Annotated in this window: 15 protein-coding genes; 7 read left to right on the top strand and 8 right to left on the bottom strand. The window is 62.6% G+C overall.

Features of this window, described 5'->3' with window-relative positions; all coding sequences use genetic code 11:
* Positions 1 to 30 precede the first annotated feature (30 nt).
* Complete coding sequence (locus QMA15_RS19935) at positions 31 to 702, bottom strand: hypothetical protein (protein ID WP_279163048.1); 672 nt, start codon at positions 700 to 702, stop codon at positions 31 to 33.
* A 366-nt stretch (positions 703 to 1,068) separates the two neighbouring features.
* Here QMA15_RS19935 and QMA15_RS19930 point away from each other — a divergent pair, with 366 nt between their 5' ends.
* Positions 1,069 to 1,791: a hypothetical protein gene (locus QMA15_RS19930; RefSeq protein WP_228118345.1), complete on the top strand. Its 723-nt coding sequence runs from the start codon at positions 1,069 to 1,071 to the stop codon at positions 1,789 to 1,791.
* Between the two features lie 172 nt (positions 1,792 to 1,963).
* Positions 1,964 to 2,761, top strand: a complete 798-nt coding sequence (locus tag QMA15_RS19925; RefSeq protein WP_019746842.1) for an AraC family transcriptional regulator — start codon at positions 1,964 to 1,966, stop codon at positions 2,759 to 2,761.
* A gap of 4 nt (positions 2,762 to 2,765) precedes the next feature.
* On the opposite strand, the gene QMA15_RS19920 is transcribed toward QMA15_RS19925, so the two are convergent.
* The gene (locus tag QMA15_RS19920) at positions 2,766 to 3,755 is read right to left on the bottom strand and encodes an iron-siderophore ABC transporter substrate-binding protein (RefSeq protein WP_279163047.1); all 990 of its coding nucleotides are present in this window, start codon (positions 3,753 to 3,755) and stop codon (positions 2,766 to 2,768) included.
* A 199-nt stretch (positions 3,756 to 3,954) separates the two neighbouring features.
* Here QMA15_RS19920 and QMA15_RS19915 point away from each other — a divergent pair, with 199 nt between their 5' ends.
* The gene (locus tag QMA15_RS19915; RefSeq protein WP_031330913.1) at positions 3,955 to 5,583 is read left to right on the top strand and encodes an ABC transporter ATP-binding protein; all 1,629 of its coding nucleotides are present in this window, start codon (positions 3,955 to 3,957) and stop codon (positions 5,581 to 5,583) included.
* Complete coding sequence (locus QMA15_RS19910) at positions 5,580 to 7,361, top strand: ABC transporter ATP-binding protein (RefSeq protein WP_279163046.1); 1,782 nt, start codon at positions 5,580 to 5,582, stop codon at positions 7,359 to 7,361. Before QMA15_RS19915 ends, QMA15_RS19910 begins: the two co-directional genes overlap by 4 nt.
* Positions 7,362 to 7,395: 34 nt before the next feature.
* Here QMA15_RS19910 and rlmB read toward each other — a convergent pair whose 3' ends face one another.
* Genes rlmB through carD form a run of 5 tightly spaced genes read right to left on the bottom strand, consistent with a single transcriptional unit; the run spans position 7,396 to position 11,468 of the window.
* Positions 7,396 to 8,373: a 23S rRNA (guanosine(2251)-2'-O)-methyltransferase RlmB gene (gene rlmB, locus QMA15_RS19905; RefSeq protein WP_020906105.1), complete on the bottom strand. Its 978-nt coding sequence runs from the start codon at positions 8,371 to 8,373 to the stop codon at positions 7,396 to 7,398.
* Between the two features lie 2 nt (positions 8,374 to 8,375).
* The gene (gene cysS, locus QMA15_RS19900; protein ID WP_279163045.1) at positions 8,376 to 9,770 is read right to left on the bottom strand and encodes a cysteine--tRNA ligase; all 1,395 of its coding nucleotides are present in this window, start codon (positions 9,768 to 9,770) and stop codon (positions 8,376 to 8,378) included.
* A gap of 11 nt (positions 9,771 to 9,781) precedes the next feature.
* Entirely contained in the window at positions 9,782 to 10,258 is a 477-nt protein-coding gene (gene ispF, locus QMA15_RS19895; protein ID WP_279163044.1) for a 2-C-methyl-D-erythritol 2,4-cyclodiphosphate synthase, read from the bottom strand.
* On the bottom strand, positions 10,259 to 10,957 hold the full coding sequence (ispD, locus tag QMA15_RS19890) for a 2-C-methyl-D-erythritol 4-phosphate cytidylyltransferase (protein WP_081341377.1): 699 nt from the start codon (positions 10,955 to 10,957) through the stop codon (positions 10,259 to 10,261).
* Between the two features lie 22 nt (positions 10,958 to 10,979).
* Positions 10,980 to 11,468, bottom strand: a complete 489-nt coding sequence (gene carD, locus QMA15_RS19885; RefSeq protein ID WP_003945666.1) for an RNA polymerase-binding transcription factor CarD — start codon at positions 11,466 to 11,468, stop codon at positions 10,980 to 10,982.
* A 265-nt stretch (positions 11,469 to 11,733) separates the two neighbouring features.
* Here carD and QMA15_RS19880 point away from each other — a divergent pair, with 265 nt between their 5' ends.
* Both QMA15_RS19880 and radA read left to right on the top strand, forming a co-directional pair.
* Complete coding sequence (locus tag QMA15_RS19880; protein ID WP_003945942.1) at positions 11,734 to 12,369, top strand: copper chaperone PCu(A)C; 636 nt, start codon at positions 11,734 to 11,736, stop codon at positions 12,367 to 12,369.
* Positions 12,370 to 12,466: 97 nt separating this feature from the next.
* Positions 12,467 to 13,900 carry a DNA repair protein RadA gene (gene radA / locus QMA15_RS19875; RefSeq protein WP_003945739.1) on the top strand — a complete coding sequence of 478 codons (1,434 nt, stop codon included), beginning with the start codon at positions 12,467 to 12,469 and terminating at the stop codon, positions 13,898 to 13,900.
* 23 nt (positions 13,901 to 13,923) lie between these two features.
* Here the strand turns inward: radA and QMA15_RS19870 are convergent, their stop codons facing one another.
* Positions 13,924 to 14,484, bottom strand: a complete 561-nt coding sequence (locus QMA15_RS19870) for a PaaI family thioesterase (RefSeq protein ID WP_019746834.1) — start codon at positions 14,482 to 14,484, stop codon at positions 13,924 to 13,926.
* Positions 14,485 to 14,580: 96 nt separating this feature from the next.
* Here QMA15_RS19870 and disA point away from each other — a divergent pair, with 96 nt between their 5' ends.
* On the top strand, positions 14,581 to 15,666 hold the full coding sequence (gene disA, locus QMA15_RS19865) for a DNA integrity scanning diadenylate cyclase DisA (RefSeq protein WP_024487741.1): 1,086 nt from the start codon (positions 14,581 to 14,583) through the stop codon (positions 15,664 to 15,666).
* Positions 15,667 to 15,674 lie beyond the last annotated feature (8 nt).

Below are 15,674 nucleotides of genomic sequence, written 5' to 3'. Positions count from 1 at the left end.
AGTCTCGGCCCGCCGTTTCACAATTCTCGGCTAACTCGAGCCGAACAGTCCACTGAGGGAACCGAGGCCACCACTCAACGAGCCGAGCGATCCGGTTCCGCCACCGGTTCCGGGGTTCGTGCCAGGGTTCGTGCCGGGGTTGGTTCCGGGATCTGTACCAGGATCAGTACCTGGGCCGGTCGGATCCGTTGCCTGCACCACGATGGCGGGCCCCATTTCCGGGAAGCTGGCGCTGGTTCCGGCCCCACCACCCAAGAGCGTCGCGCCGACAGTCAACCCACTGCCATAGGTACCCGGATCACACTTCACGACATAGCTGGTCTTCATCGTTATCGGGTTCTTGCTGTTGTTGTACCAACCGTTACTGGTGAAGACCTTCGTGGTTGCGGTCGACTGGGAGGCATTCGGGGTTTCCACAGTTTCCTTCATGACACCTCCCAAACCTGGGAGGCCACCCATGAGTTTCGAAATCTTTGCCGAGCCCGGCACGAACTCGAGACAGCCGGCATGAATCTCGGTCAGCCGGTTGACATACCCTTCGAGCCCGCTCTTACTCGACACTGTCGTGTAGGTGATCGTGTCACCGACCATCGGGGACGCATTGTCCACGGTGCGAGTAAATGTGTAGGCACCAGAAGTTGCCGTCTCGGCAGTCGCGACTCCCGCACCCAGCGCGCTTGCACCCACAGCGAGAGCGATCACCCCCAAACCAGCTCCAACGGTGGACAGTCTACGATTCCTGGATCCAAACTTTGCCATGAACAATCTCCACTCTGTGAGGTTCCAGGACAACCGAATTCGTTGATTACTGAAACTTGTTGCAACCCGACTCTCGAAGTACGATACAGTCGACCTGGACATTCGCCCAGCTTTTCGCCGACTTGGTCGCCAATCAGTTAACAACAGGCAATCAAGGTCGAAAAAGTCCTCTCAATTCGGACTTTTCCGTAAATTCTGCCGAACTGACACATAGGCAAGCGTCCGATAGGTTTCAATGGTTACCACGGCGCAACCTTTGAAGAGTCATCCCCATCGCCGTCAGCGTGAACCCCTCGAACGGAGAATTTCATGTCACGTTTCTCAATGCGCAAAACACTCACCGGAGTAGCAATCGCTGCGCTTGCAACCAGCGGACTTCTCATCGGCACCGGAGCTGCGCACGCAGATGCCGCGCACCCGAAGACCAACACCGTGACTTCGAACCAAGTCACGATCACCAAGAGCGTCGTAGGCGACGGAGAAGTGGCGCCCGGCGGAAAATTGACCGTCCGCACCACGGTTTCGGCCAACGGTCATCCGGACTTCTTCGTCAACAAGTTCGTCGACCGTTTCCCGGCCGGATACACCTACATCAAGGACAGCGCCTCGATCGATTCATGGCACTTTCTCGGACTGACTCAGAAAACCGAGAAGGTCTCCCCCACCGTCGACAATGCGGCGCGCACCGTCACAATTCCCGATGCGGGTTGGAATGTCTCGATCACCGGCAGCAAGACAGTCACTTTCGAAGTGAGCTACCTGGTTCCGGCCAACGCACAGCCGGGAACTTACGTCGAGCTCCCCAGTTCCATCGGCATCTCGCTGTGGGGCAGTGATCAGAACATCGGCGATGTCTACGCCAAGATCCGCGCCAAGAACCCCGGTGAGGCTGCCGCATCGGGCTCGGCAGATCTGGGCTTCGGCTCTTCTGACGGCGAGGGCGGAACCGGTTCGGCCGGCTCGTCCATCCTCGACAACCCGGCCGGCTTCATCTCCGACATCATCAGCGGTGTCCTGGCCAACGGCAGCTGATTCACCTGCTCCACCTGTAAACACTCCGTCGGGGAATGTGATCGAGGGTGGCATCGAGTCTTCGGACCCGGTGCCACCCTCGGTCTTTTGTCGCGACCGCACTCCCTCGTGCCCTGCGTCAAAGAACCAAATAGGAAAGCATTACCTAAGTCATTCGCGGTATGATCCACCGATGAGTTCCACAGGATTTCCGTACTGGGCTGTGCCGGCAGGCCGGTACGTTCCGCTCCCCTTCGCCATGACGACGTCCACCATCGGGCGCGATCAGAAGCGCGCGTGGCGTGAGATCCGCCATCCCGAGCACGAACTCCTGTGGGGCGCTTCCGGCGAGATGAGCGCGTACATCGACGACGTTCGTTGGCAGATCCCACCGACGGTCGGCATGTGGATTCCGGCTGGAACTCCACGGCGCATCACGCTCGGCGCATCCACCGAGGCTCGCTTCACCTATTTCCGGCCCGAGTCGTTCCCCCACCCGTGGACAAAACCCGCGATCATCGGCATCGACGACGTGGTCAAGACGATGCTCATTCATCTGCACCAGCGAAACATGCCTACCGAGGCTCGCTTGCGGGCGGAATCCGTAGTCTTCGACACGCTCGCGCCCATCGAGGCGGCTGATGTCGCAGTGCCGATGCCCGCCGATCCCCGGGCCCTCGCCGTTGCACGCCGCTTGATCGCCGACCCCGCCGATCAACGCGGGCTTGCCGATTGGGCCTATGTGGTCGGTGGAAGCCCCCGTACCCTGAGCCGTGTGTTCTCTCAGGGAACGGGGATGTCCTTCACCGAGTGGAGGATTCAAGTTCGCGTCCGCGCCGCGATGTCCTATCTCGCTGCGGGCGTTCCTGTTTCGACGGTTAGCCGTCGTGTCGGATACGAAACCCCCAGCGCCTTCACCAGCGTGTTCCGCAAGGTCACCGGACGAACACCGAAGAACTACTACTCGGACGCGTGCGAATTGTCAGCCTAGCTGGTCAGAAGCCGTTCATCTTCGAGACCAGTTCGGCGAAGGCATATTTGACGCTCAGCGACGTGGGCGAAGCCAGTGCCATGACTCGTGCCAGACCGAGCTGCTGAATCAGCCTGCCGTCCTTGACTGCAGGCAGGTCGGCAAACAACTTGTCCCCCATCAATCCGGGGAGCCCCTGACCACTCGCGTCGTTGAGCACGATCACGTCCGCGTCCAGTTCGTTGTACTGTTCGCGCGATGCAGTCACCGACCCCTGGGTGTCCCCGCACAGCTCTGCGCTTCCGGCCGACTGCTTCAGTCCGAGCTGGGACATCAGGATGACTCTGCCGTCGTCGGCGCAGTAATTGGTGAGGCCGTCGATGTTTCCCGAGAGGAAGGTCAAGGTTTTCCCGTTCAGATTCGGGGACCCCGCAGCCAGGTCGGCTATGGAATCGTCAGTTTCCTCGATCAGCTCAGCCGCCCGCTTCGGTTGTCCGAGTACTGAACCGATGGTCGACATCTGCTCCTGCCACGTAGTCGCCCATGCGGTCTCCTTGAACGGAATCGTGGGTGCGATCTGAGAAAGACGTGCATAGTCGTCGTCGGTGATTCCCGAGACCACCGCGATGATCACGTCCGGCTCCAACGCCAGGATCTGCTCGAAAGGCACACCGGAAGTGCTGTCGAGCAACGTGGGTTCGACGTCGCCCAACAATTCTTCGTCCCACGGCAGGATTCCGTTCTCCAAGCCTGCCCCGCTGAACGACTCCATGGCGACGGGCGTCTTGCCCAGTGCCAGGACCGAATCCTGGCTGTTCCAGCCGATGGTCACGATCCGCTGAGGTTCGGTCTCGATGGTGGTCGAGCCGTACGCGTGATCTACGGTGACCGGCAGCGCACCGGTCTCGGCCAACTGCGTCGTGTCCTCCGACGCTGTTGACTCGGTGCTGCTCTGGCAGCCTGCGAGCAGGGCAATCGCGGCCAACGCAGCCACTATTCGGGTAGTGCTTTTCATCTTCTGTCAGCTCTCTTCGCAAACGTACTTGTTTCGACCAGGCAGGTATATCGAGACCTGATCCCGGTAATGGGGTGTCGATACTCCATCTGTCCGCTGCCGCGTAGCCCTTGGCATCTGCGAGCACTTTCCGCACCCGCTCCGGCTCTACCGTAGAACTGCACAACGAGTGTTCGGATCTGGGCGAGGAGTTTCACGAGTGTCAGCGCTGCCCGAAACTCGTTCCGGTCCGATGGAGATGATCAGAGTCGGATCGTTCTCGTCCGGACGCGGCCCGCGACTGGTTGCAGCCGTCACCGGCCAGGCGTCGTATCAGGTAGCTCAAGCCCTCATTCCGGTGCTGATCGGTACCGTCGTCGACCGGGCAATCGGAAAGTCCGACAGCACAGCACTTCTCGTATGGCTTGCTGTGTTGTGTGCTCTGTTCGTGGGACTTGCTCTATCGTGGCGCATCGCGGTTCGCCTGAACACGCAGGTCTTCGTCTACGGCGAACACGACCTACGATTGAACGCTGCCAGACGGGTACTCGATGCCAGAGGCATGCAAGCTCAGCGCTCGACGGGTGAAGTTCTCACCATCTCCACCTCGGACGCCTCACACGTATCGGGCTTCTCCTGGGTTGTCGCCGAACAGGGCTCAGCTTTTGCGGGGCTCGCCGCGGCAGTGATTTCGCTTGCCTTCGTCTCGTGGCCGCTCGCACTGATCGTCGTACTCATCACTGCTGCGCAGCTCGTATTCATTCACAAGATCAGCGGTCCACTGGACGAGCGTGTGTATGCAGAGCAGAAGAAGGCAGCCGAGGCAGGCATGCTTGCAACTGATTTCACGCTTGGGTTACGAGTACTGAAGGGTTTCGGGGCCGAGCCCACTGCCCTGTCGCGATACGTCAAGGCGAGCCGGGCGTCGATGAAAGCAGCGATCCGGACGGTCAGAGCAATGTCCAGTCTGACCGCGCTCAACTCCGGGGTCTCCGCGTTGGTGCTGGCGTCGGTCGCACTTGGAGCCGCGTGGATGGCGCATCAAGGCACGATCACCGTGGGCAACTTCGTCACCGTTGTCGGCTTGAGCAGGGTCATTGCCGGTCCGATGGAAACTCTGGGGTTCTTCGGTGCAGAACTCGCTGCCAAGCGAGGCTCCGCACGCAGGCTGTCCGAACTCCTGGCCGAGCCGCACCTGATCGAATCGCCGCCCTCCACCGCCCCGATCAGCGCTGTCAGAAGTGAAGACGCCCTGCTGATTTCGACGGACAACGGAACCGTCGTCTCAGCTCGCCGCGGCGAGGTGGTGGGCGTGCGCGCGGACGATTCCGCTCACCGACTGGCACGCCAACTCGCCTTTCAGACTCCGCTGGACCCCGACTGCTACTTCGTATTCGGCACCGATGCAACCGAACTCGGTCCGGACGGAGTTCGCGATCAGGTGTTCGTCTCCGCTCATGAAGGGACCGTGTTCACCGGCACCGTCTTCGACAATCTGGCTGCACCGAACGTCGACTCGTCGGCAATGACGTCATCTGCGCTCGACGACGTGTTGACGCATCTGCCCGACGGCCACCTCTCCGAGGTAGGTGAGCAAGGAAAGAAACTCTCCGGAGGTCAGCGCCAACGACTTCTGCTCGCCCGCGCTTTGCATCAACCCCAGCCGATCCTGGTCCTCCACGAACCCACCACTTCCGTGGACTCTGTCACCGAACATCGAATTGCACACTCACTGAGAAACTTTCCCGACAAGGCCATTGTGGTGATCACCTCGAGTCCGACCTTGCTCCATTCGTGTGACCGTGTCGTCACGATCGACCACGCCGCTCGGGACGGAGACTCACTGTGACCGACACCCTTCCGGATGCATCTGCTGTACCGGTTGCATCAGCCTTGCCGATCGCGTCGACCACACAGACGGTCCGCGCATTGATCGCACTGCTTCAGCCACGGGGGCGAGCGCTCGCACTCACGACCGTCGTACTTCTCTCCGCTACGGCCTGCGGCCTGTCCACCCCGGCGCTGCTCGGGCTCATGGTCGATGCGGTCACGGAGGGCAAACCGTTTGTCTCACTTCTGCGTATCACCGCATTCATGCTCGGCGCAGCGGCAGCAGGAGTTGCGCTGACCTGGTGGAGCACACAGCTTCTCGCGAATGTCGCGCAGAACGTGCTGGCCGATCTTCGTGAGGACGTGTTCGCCGCCACGCTCGCGCAGCCGTCGTCGCTGGTCGAGGATGCCGGAACCGGTGATCTGATTTCCCGGGTCTCGGGTGACGTCGAAGCGGTCAACACCGTCATCGCGCGGGTGCTACCCGCAACGGTGTCCGCCCTGTTCATGATTTCACTGACGCTTGTCGGTGTGGGAGTGATCGATTGGCGATTCACCGTGGCGATCGTTGCCGTTGCGCCGATTCACTATTTCGCTCTTCGTCATTTCCTCCGACGCTCCGGACCCGTCTACCGACGCTCTCGCGCTGCGCAGGCCAGGCGGGGACAGCAGCTCATCGAAACCCTGGGTGGTGCAGGTACTGTCACTGCCCTGCGTCGAACCGACGAGCACATCGGCCGAATCGCCGAGACCTCCGAGCATGCCATCAGCTTCGACATGCAGGCAGTTCGACTGCGCACCAACTTCTTCGCTCAACTCAACGGCGCCGAACTGCTCGGACTGGCCGCGGTCCTGAGCGTCGGCTACTGGCTCGTGACCACGGGGTCGGTGTCCATCGGGGCCGCTACCGCCGCTGCGCTCTACTTCCACAGTCTGTTCAGCCCCATCGCGGTATTTCTCTCGAACATCGACGAATTGCAGGATGCGGGTGCCAGCCTGGCTCGCCTGATCGGTGTCACCGCGATGCCCGGGCGTCCCGCGAGCATGCCTGCCACGGGACGGTCCGCACCCATCGGAGTCGACGTGAAGCGGGTTTCTTACTCGTACAACAACTCCACCCCGGTGATCGATTCGATCTCGATCTCGATCGCACCGGGGGAACGAATCGCCGTCGTCGGCAGCAGTGGTGCCGGAAAGACCACACTCGCCAAACTGATTGCCGGCATCATTCCCGTCCGGGACGGGCGAATCACCGTCGACGGCACACCGATTGACGACCTGAGTGATGCCGAACTTCGGCACAAAGTCGTCCTGGTCAGCCAGGAAGTTCACGTGTTCGTCGGGACGATCGCCGACGATCTCCGGTTGTGCGCACCAGATTCGGACGATGCGAAGATCACCGAAGCCGTCGAAACGATGAAAGCTCAATGGATCCATGAGCTTCCGGACGGGCTCGAGACCAGGGTCGGGGCGGGCGGGTACCAGTTGACGGCGGCACAGGCACAGCACATAGCCCTCGTCCGGCTGGCTCTGCTCGATCCGCCCGTCGTCATCCTCGACGAGGCGACTGCCGAAGCCGGAACCACTGCAGCAGGTCTACTCGATCAGGCAGCCGAGCTCGCAGTCACCGGCAGGACTGCCGTGGTGATCGCACACCGCTTGAGCCAAGCAGTCCGCGCCGATCGCATACTCGTCATGAGCGGTGGCCGCGTGGTCGAGAGCGGGACACATGACGAACTGATCGGCGCGGACGGTTCCTACGCTGCACTGTGGGAAGCCTGGTCGGTACGGAGCTAGAACCCCGCCAGGCTCACCTGAAAGCCGTTACAACTCAGCTGCTACGACGCCTGCGGGCGATGTCCGCCAGGACGACTCCGGCGGCAACCGAGGCGTTGAGCGACTCGACCGGACCGGCCATCGGAATCGACAGGATCGCGTCGCAGTTCTCGCGGACGAGGCGCGAAAGGCCCTTGCCCTCGGAACCGACCACGATCACCACAGGACCGCTGCCGTCGAAATCGTCGAGAGTGGTGTCACCTTCGGCGTCGAGACCGACGACCTGAACACCCTTCGACGCCCAGTCCTTGAGCGTGCGAGTGAGGTTGGTTGCCCGAGCAATCGGCAGACGAGCGGCAGCACCGGCGCTGGTACGCCAAGCGACAGCACTCACGCTCGCGCTACGACGCTCCGGAATCACGACGCCGTGTCCACCGAAAGCTGCGACCGAGCGCACAACGGCACCCAGGTTGCGGGGATCGGTGATGTTGTCCAGCGCGACGAGCAGAGGGGGCTCGGCGTGCTTACGTGCCTCGGACAGAAGATCGTCCGGGTGCGCGTAGCGGTACGGCGGAACCTGCAGAGCGATGCCCTGGTGAAGACCGTTGGCGCTGAGGCGATCCAGATCCGAGCGCGGCACCTCGAGGATGGAGATACCGGCGTCGGCAGCCCGCTGAACGGATTCCTTCAACCGGTCGTCGCTCTCGGTACCGACAGCCACCCACAGCGCCGTCGCCGGAACACCCGCGCGCAAGCACTCCACCACCGGGTTGCGACCGAGCACGGTCTCGGGACCGTCGAGAACCTTGCGGCCTGGCCCCGGACGGCCACCGCGGCCCTGATTCTGCTTCTCGTCGGCCCGGGCGGCGCGCGCTGCACGCTTCGCCGCTGGGTGCTTGGTGCGTGCCTCGGCGGGAGGCGTAGCACCGCGGCCGGCGAGACCACGCTTGTGCTGGCCACCGGAACCGGCAACCTGGCCCTTCTTGGTGCCGCCCTTACGGACTGCGCCGCGCCTGCTCGAGTTTCCAGCCATTGTTACTGCCCTGCCTTAAGGGACCATTCGGGTCCGTCGGGAGTATCGGTTACTTCGATACCCGCCTTGATGAGGCGATCGCGGACCTCGTCCGCCACCGCCCAGTTCTTTTCCGTACGTGCCTGCTGCCGACGATCGAGATCGGCCCGCACCAACACGTCCAAAGCTTCCATTGCCGTCTCGGTGTCGCCACCGGACTGCGTCCAATGCTCGTCGAGTGGGTCGACGCCCAGGATCGCGAGCATGGCCCGCACCTGACCGGCAGCCACCCGAGCCGCGTCGAGATCACCGGCAGCGAGCGCGGAATTACCCTCGCTCGCCTTGCCGTGAATCTCGGCCAACGCGATCGGCACCGACAAGTCGTAGTCGAGAGCCGCCGCGAAACCTTCGGTCCACGTACCGAGTTCGACGCCACCCGCACGCTTGTGTGTGCGCAGGACGAACGACTCGAGCCCCTGGTAGGACTTCGCGCTTTCGTCCAACGCCTCGTCCGAGTACTCGAGATTGGAACGGTAGTGCGCACTACCGAGGTAGTACCGAAGTTCTTGCGGACGAACCTTCTTGAGCACGTTCGGCACCGAGAGAACGTTGCCCAACGACTTGGACATCTTCTCGCCACTCATCGTGACCCAGCCGTTGTGCAACCAGTACTGAGCGAAATCGTCGCCGGCGCACTTGGCCTGCGCAATTTCGTTCTCGTGGTGTGGGAAGACGAGATCGCGTCCACCACAATGGATGTCGAATGCGGCCCCGAGGTAGAACTCCGCCATGGCCGAGCACTCGAGGTGCCAGCCCGGACGGCCAGGTCCCCACGGCGTCGGCCACGAGGGCTCACCGGGCTTGACGGCCTTCCAGAGGGTGAAGTCGCGAGGATCGCGCTTACCCTCGGCCGCACTCTCGCCCTGATGAACGTCGTCGAGTTTGTGGCCGGACAGTGCGCCGTACTCGGGGTAGCTCTGCACGTCGAAGTAGACGTCGCCGCCCGCCGCGTACGCGTGGCCGTTCTCGATCAGGCGTTCCATCATCTCGACCATCTGCGTCACGTGACCGGTGGCCCGCGGCTCGATGGACGGCGGCAGCACACCCAGTTGGTCGTAGGCCCACGTGAACGACCGCTCGAACGTCGCCGCCCACTCCCACCAAGGTCGACCGGCGCCGGCGGCCTTGTTGAGAATCTTGTCGTCGATGTCCGTCACGTTGCGCACGAAGGCAACGTCGTTGCCGTGCGCCAACAGCCAGCGTCGCAGCACGTCGAAAGCGACGCCGCTACGAACGTGTCCGATGTGAGGATCGCCCTGAACTGTCGCCCCACACAGGTACACCGATGCATGTCCGGGGGCCAACGGAACAAAATCCCGAAGGGCCCGCGTACCGGTGTCGTATAGGCGCAGGGTCACGACCAGCGATCTTACCTGTCGTGTTCGGTTGTCATGACCAACGCGGTGGCCATGGCGGCGATCCCCTCGCCGCGGCCGGTCAAGCCGAGGCCGTCCGTGGTGGTCGCGGACACCGAAACAGGCGCGCCGAGAATGTCCGAGAGCACCTTCTGTGCCTCGCCGCGTCGCGGCCCGATCTTCGGTCGGTTGCCGATGACCTGCACCGCGGCGTTGCCGACGGTGAACTGGTTCTCTTCGAGCAGTCGACGAACCTCGGCAAGCATTCGAGCGCCGCTCACGCCGTCCCATTCGGGCCTGCCGGTGCCGAAAACCGAACCGAGGTCGCCAAGACCTGCGGCGGAGAGCAACGCGTCACAGAGCGCGTGGACGGCGACGTCGCCGTCCGAATGCCCCGAGCACCCGTCTGCTTCCTCGAACAGCAACCCGGCCATCCAGCAAGGTCGGCCGAGCTCGATGGGATGAACATCCGTGCCGAGACCGACGCGCATCTATTTTCCGTCCTGTGAGTCCGCGCTCAACTCTGTCTCCGAGATCAGGAGCGCCCGTGCAAGGACGAGGTCGAGCGGAGTGGTGATCTTGAAGGCGAGAGCGTCGCCGGGAATCGTCTGCACCGAAACACCGAGACGCTCCACCAGAGCGGCGTCGTCAGTCGCGGCGACATCACCGGCGTCGTACGCACTGCGCAGGACGTCGGTGGAGAAGCCTTGAGGAGTTTGAACCGCACGCAACTCCGAACGCAGAGGCGTTCCGGTGACTACGCCGAGTACGTCGACCGACTTGATCGTGTCGGTAACCGGGAGTACCGGGATGACAGCGGAGCTGCCGGCTCGGAGAGCGTCGACGACGCGCGCGATCAACGCCGGCGGCGTCAATGCCCGCGCGGCGTCGTGCACGAGTACAAAATCTGCGTCGCCGGCAGCACTGAGACCGGCTCGAACCGAATCCGTTCTTTCGGCACCACCACCGACGACGTCGACGTCCGATGCACGACCGAGGTCGGCTACGACGGATTCGACCAGTTCAGGCGGCACAATGACAACAACGCGGTCGATCGCTCCGGATTTCCGGAGTCCATCGACCGCGCGTGCAAGCATGGTGCACCCACCGAGTTCGACAAATGCCTTGGGCAATTTCTCGCCCAATCGCACTCCCCGACCTGCGGCAGGTACCAGGGCTACTACTGCCACTGTCAGCTTTGTTGTGTTGCAGTCAGGACGCGGCCGCGAGGACCTCGTCGAGAATGGTCTCTGCCTTCTCGGTGTCAGTGCCCTCGGCGAGCGCGAGCTCTCCGACGAGAATCTGACGAGCCTTGGCGAGCATGCGCTTCTCACCAGCGGAAAGCCCGCGGTCCTGCTCACGACGCCACAGGTCACGAACAACTTCCGCAACCTTGTTCACGTCACCTGAGGCAAGCTTCTCGAGATTTGCCTTGTATCGACGAGACCAGTTGGTGGGCTCCTCGGTGTGCGGTGCTCGCAGAACCTGGAAAACCTTGTCGAGGCCTTCTTGGCCGACCACGTCACGAACTCCGACGTACTCTGCGTTATCTGCAGGAACCCGTACTGTGAGATCGCCTTGAGCGACCTTCAGAACCAGGTACTCCTTCTGCTCACCCTTGATGGTGCGGGTTTCGATAGCTTCGATCAGCGCCGCACCGTGATGGGGGTATACGACGGTGTCTCCGACCTTGAAAATCATGTGTCCCGTGCCCCTTTCGATTCCACTAGTTTAACACGTGAAAGAACCGACCACTCATCAACTGTGCAGGTCAGGGGCATCCTTGCTCGAGCGTAGGGGTTGACAGGGCTTGTTGTACGTGCATTCAACTGGTCTGGAGCACCCCTGCATAACCGACTGAAAGCCCACGCAGACAACCGTTGTGGCGACCCGACGGCCAGCCCGCGGGACCTTATCTACTACTCTGCCTAGTGGAGTGCGAACCTGACGCCGTGGAGGACAAATCGTGACTGCTATCCGTAAGCCGACTCGTCGAGTCGCTACCGCCATTGCACTGGCTGCAGGCGCAGCCATCGCGCTGTCCGCTTGCGGTTCCGGACAGGTGAGCCAGACCGCCGTCCAGCAGGCCGCCGTGAACGGCAACAGCGCCGACCTCGGTGAGATCGCACTGCGCAACGTGCACATCGCCTACCCCTCGTCCGAGGAATACAGCATCGAGCCGGGCGGCAACGCCGTGCTCGCGTTCACCGTCGTGAACGACAGCGCCGAGACCACGGACAAGCTCGTCAGCATCACCACCGATTACGCAGCACGCGTCATCGCGGGTGAAGAGGTAGGTGGCTTGACGATCAAGCCGCAGACGTCGCTGCAGGCCGGCCAGTTGCCCGCAGGCGAAGGTGCCGCGACCGAGGCAGAGACCCAGATCAAGAACAACGAAGAGAACGACGACGCACCCGCTGCGCTCACTCTCGTCGTTCTGCAGGACATCAAGGCAGGCGTTCGCCCCGGCTTGACCGTCCCGATCACCTTCAAGTTCGAGAAGGCCGGCTCGGTCACCGTCGACGTACCGGTCGACGCAGGCCCGCAGCTCGAGCGCAACGAGTCGGACAAGTCGCCCGACGTTGCAGAAGCCGGGCACTGAGCCCGAATCACCAAGGCGCACACTGCGCTTCGCAGAACAACTTAAGAATCACACTAGAGGCGGGGTCCATGTCGGACCCCGCCTCTAGTCTGTCCCGGTGGCCAAAGTGAAATCGAACTACCGATGCTCCGAATGCCAGTCGGTAGTGCCCAAGTGGGTCGGTAGATGTCCGGACTGCGATTCGTGGGGCTCGATGACCGAGGTCGCGGTAGTGGCACCCGTCGCCAGTCGCGCCGGCGCATCACTCGCCAAAGCGGGATCGAGCGCCGTGCTCCCTACGACGCCGGCCACGCCGCTGACACAGATCGACAGCACCTCGACGCAGGCCAAGCCCACCGGGATCGGCGAGTTGGACCGCGTCCTCGGCGGTGGCGTCGTACCTGGTTCGGTGGTGCTGCTCGCGGGCGAGCCCGGAGTCGGAAAATCGACGCTACTTCTCGAGGTCGTCTACCGCTGGGCGATGCGCAGCGCGGATGATCGAGCGTTGTACGTCACCGGCGAGGAGTCCGCCGGTCAGGTCCGACTTCGGGCAGATCGCACCAACTCTGTCCACGAACGGATGTATCTGGCGGCCGAATCCGATCTCGCGACCATCCTCGGCCACATCGAGCAGGTCAAGCCGACCCTGGTCATCGTCGACTCGGTGCAGACCATGCTTGCTGCCGACGTCGACGGAGTCGTCGGCGGCGTGACTCAGGTCAAGGCTGTCACCAGCGCCTTGACCTCCCTGGCGAAGGCCAGTGGAATCCCGGTGCTTCTGATCGGCCATGTCACCAAGGACGGCGCCGTCGCCGGACCGCGCTCGCTCGAGCATCTCGTAGACGTGGTTCTGCACTTCGAAGGTGACAAGCACTCCACGCTGCGCATGGTCCGCGGCGTCAAGAACAGATTCGGTGCGGCCGACGAGGTGGGATGCTTCGAGCTGAGCGAGCAGGGCATCAACGAGATCAGCGATCCGTCCGGCCTGTTCCTGCATCACCGCGAAGAAGCTGTGGAAGGCACGGCCGTCACCGTGATGATGGACGGTAAGCGACCGCTACTCGGTGAAGTTCAGGCCCTCGTCGCCGCCACGCCTCTACCGACACCTCGTCGAGCCGTCAGTGGGCTCGACACCGCCCGTGTGGCCATGGTTCTGGCCGTGTTGGAGCGCCGCGTCGGGGTGTCGATCTCGAAGGCCGACGTCTACGCGGCGACCGTCGGCGGTATGCGGATGACCGAGCCGGGTGCCGATCTGGCTCTCGCGATAGCGGTCGCTTCCGCTGTGAAAGCCAAACCTGTCCCCAAGGGGCTCGTCATCCTCGGCGAGGTCGGACTCGCCGGAGAGGTTCGACGAGTTGCCGGTGTGAACCGACGGCTGATCGAAGCTGCCAGATTGGGATTCACCAGCGCCATCGTGCCGGTCGATTCCGGCCCGAACATTCCCGGCATGCGCGTCAACGAAGTAGCGAACCTGGCCGAGGCACTCGCCTATGCCGGATTGATGGGCGGCAAACAAGCCCCGTCTCGCCCAAAGCTCACTCCGGTGAAGTGACCGGCCTGCGGCCGACTACCGCGTCAGACCGACGAGGTGCCGAACGGGGAAGTCGGTTCGCCGTCCACGAACTCCTTGGTCTTGGCGAAGTGTTCCGACGTGATGGTCAGGAACAGTCCGCGGGACGTTCCCACCACCGTGTCCGGATCCGCTGTCGGACCTTCGACGATCACCGCTTCCGCGCTGGTGTAGACCTTGCGGCGCACAACGCCGTCGATGCGAGCCCGAAATTCGAGCACCGATCCCAACGGGATCGGTCGGGCGAAGTCGATCTCGAGGTGCCCGGTCACCACCGGCGAGCCAAGAGCCATGCATGCCATGCCTTGCGCCTCGTCGAAAGCCGTCGACAAAATGCCGCCGTGAATGACCCCCGGACCGCCCTGATACTTCTTGGCGACCTCCAGACGGCCCGTCACTTCCAACCCGTCACCAGCCCTGAAACTCATCGCCATTCCCGCAGGCTGGTCGTCGCCGCAGCCGAAGCATTTCGACCAGTGCTGAGGCAACTTCTCGCCGGCGGCCGGAAAGAATTCGACCGGCTCCGGGACAGTCAGGTCATCAGGCAGGGTCCAGGTACTACTCATGGATAGGTAATCTAAACGGGGATCAGTCCGGCGCAGGCATCGGACCCGACCGAAGTGACATCGACCTCAGCAGGGAGTTTCTCAATGATCAGTGCGATGGCGGACACACAGTCGTCGTCGGCATTGCGAGAGACCATCGCCAGGTTGGCGCCGGGTACCGCTTTGCGAGACGGGCTCGAACGAATTCTGCGCGGACGTACCGGCGCGCTGATCGTCCTCGGATACGACGAGGAGATGGAAGCGCTGTGTGACGGCGGATTCAACCTCGACGTGGAGTTCGCACCGACCCGATTGCGCGAGCTCTCGAAGATGGACGGCGCGGTAGTCCTCTCGACGGACGGCACACGCATCGTGCGCGCCAATGTCCAACTGGTTCCCGATCACAAGATTCCCACCGTCGAATCCGGCACCAGGCACCGTGCCGCCGAGCGCACGGCAATTCAAACCGGCTATCCCGTGGTCTCGGTCAGTCAGTCGATGTCGATCGTCAGTGTGTACGTCGGTGGTATCCGGCACGTCATCGACGGCTCGGCCACCATACTTTCGCGCGCCAACCAGGCCGTCGCGACGCTCGAACGATACAAAGCGCGACTCGACGAAGTGACACGGCAACTGTCGGTGGTCGAGATCGAGGATTTCGTGACTCTGCGCGACGCGTTGACCGTCGTACAGCGACTCGAAATGGTTCGCCGTGTGTCGATCGAAATCGAGCAGGATGTCCTCGAGCTCGGCACCGACGGTCGCCAGCTGGCACTGCAGCTCGAAGAACTGGTCGGCGACAACGACATTGCACGTCAACTGATCGTTCGGGATTATCTTGCCGGCCCCGAACCCATCGGCACCGCGGCGATGGACAACGTACTCGTCGCACTCGATCGTGTCACCGACGCCGACCTACTCGATCTCACGACTCTTGCGCGTGTTCTCGGTTATCCGGGCACGATCGAAGCCCTCGACACTCCGATGACTCCTCGCGGATATCGCGTACTGATGCGTGTGCCTCGATTGCAGTTCCATCAGATCCACCGGTTGGTCGGATCCTTCGGCACTCTCCAGTCGCTGCTGGCCGCTACGGCTGCCGATCTGCAGTCGGTCGAGGGCATCGGCGGGCTGTGGGCCCGTCACATCCGTGAGGGACTTTCCCGGCTCGCGGAGACGTCGATCACCGGATCGTTCAACTAGCGGGCCTG

Source organism: Rhodococcus sp. APC 3903 (assembly GCF_030407755.1).
In the GTDB taxonomy this organism is placed as follows: Bacteria; Actinomycetota; Actinomycetes; order Mycobacteriales; family Mycobacteriaceae; genus Rhodococcus_F; species Rhodococcus_F erythropolis.
This window is presented reverse-complemented; position numbering and strand designations above follow the sequence as displayed.

What these genes read in the sequence shown, in the direction of transcription:
- QMA15_RS19930 (WP_228118345.1), top strand. Translation starts at nt 1,069, where the DNA reads ATGTCACGTTTCTCAATGCGCAAAACACTCACCGGAGTAGCAATCGCT.
- QMA15_RS19925 (WP_019746842.1), top strand. Translation starts at nt 1,964, where the DNA reads ATGAGTTCCACAGGATTTCCGTACTGGGCTGTGCCGGCAGGCCGGTAC.
- QMA15_RS19920 (WP_279163047.1), bottom strand. Translation starts at nt 3,755, where the DNA reads ATGAAAAGCACTACCCGAATAGTGGCTGCGTTGGCCGCGATTGCCCTG.
- rlmB (WP_020906105.1), bottom strand. Translation starts at nt 8,373, where the DNA reads ATGGCTGGAAACTCGAGCAGGCGCGGCGCAGTCCGTAAGGGCGGCACC.
- ispF (WP_279163044.1), bottom strand. Translation starts at nt 10,258, where the DNA reads ATGCGCGTCGGTCTCGGCACGGATGTTCATCCCATCGAGCTCGGCCGA.
- carD (WP_003945666.1), bottom strand. Translation starts at nt 11,468, where the DNA reads ATGATTTTCAAGGTCGGAGACACCGTCGTATACCCCCATCACGGTGCG.
- QMA15_RS19870 (WP_019746834.1), bottom strand. Translation starts at nt 14,484, where the DNA reads ATGAGTAGTACCTGGACCCTGCCTGATGACCTGACTGTCCCGGAGCCG.
- disA (WP_024487741.1), top strand. Translation starts at nt 14,581, where the DNA reads ATGGCGGACACACAGTCGTCGTCGGCATTGCGAGAGACCATCGCCAGG.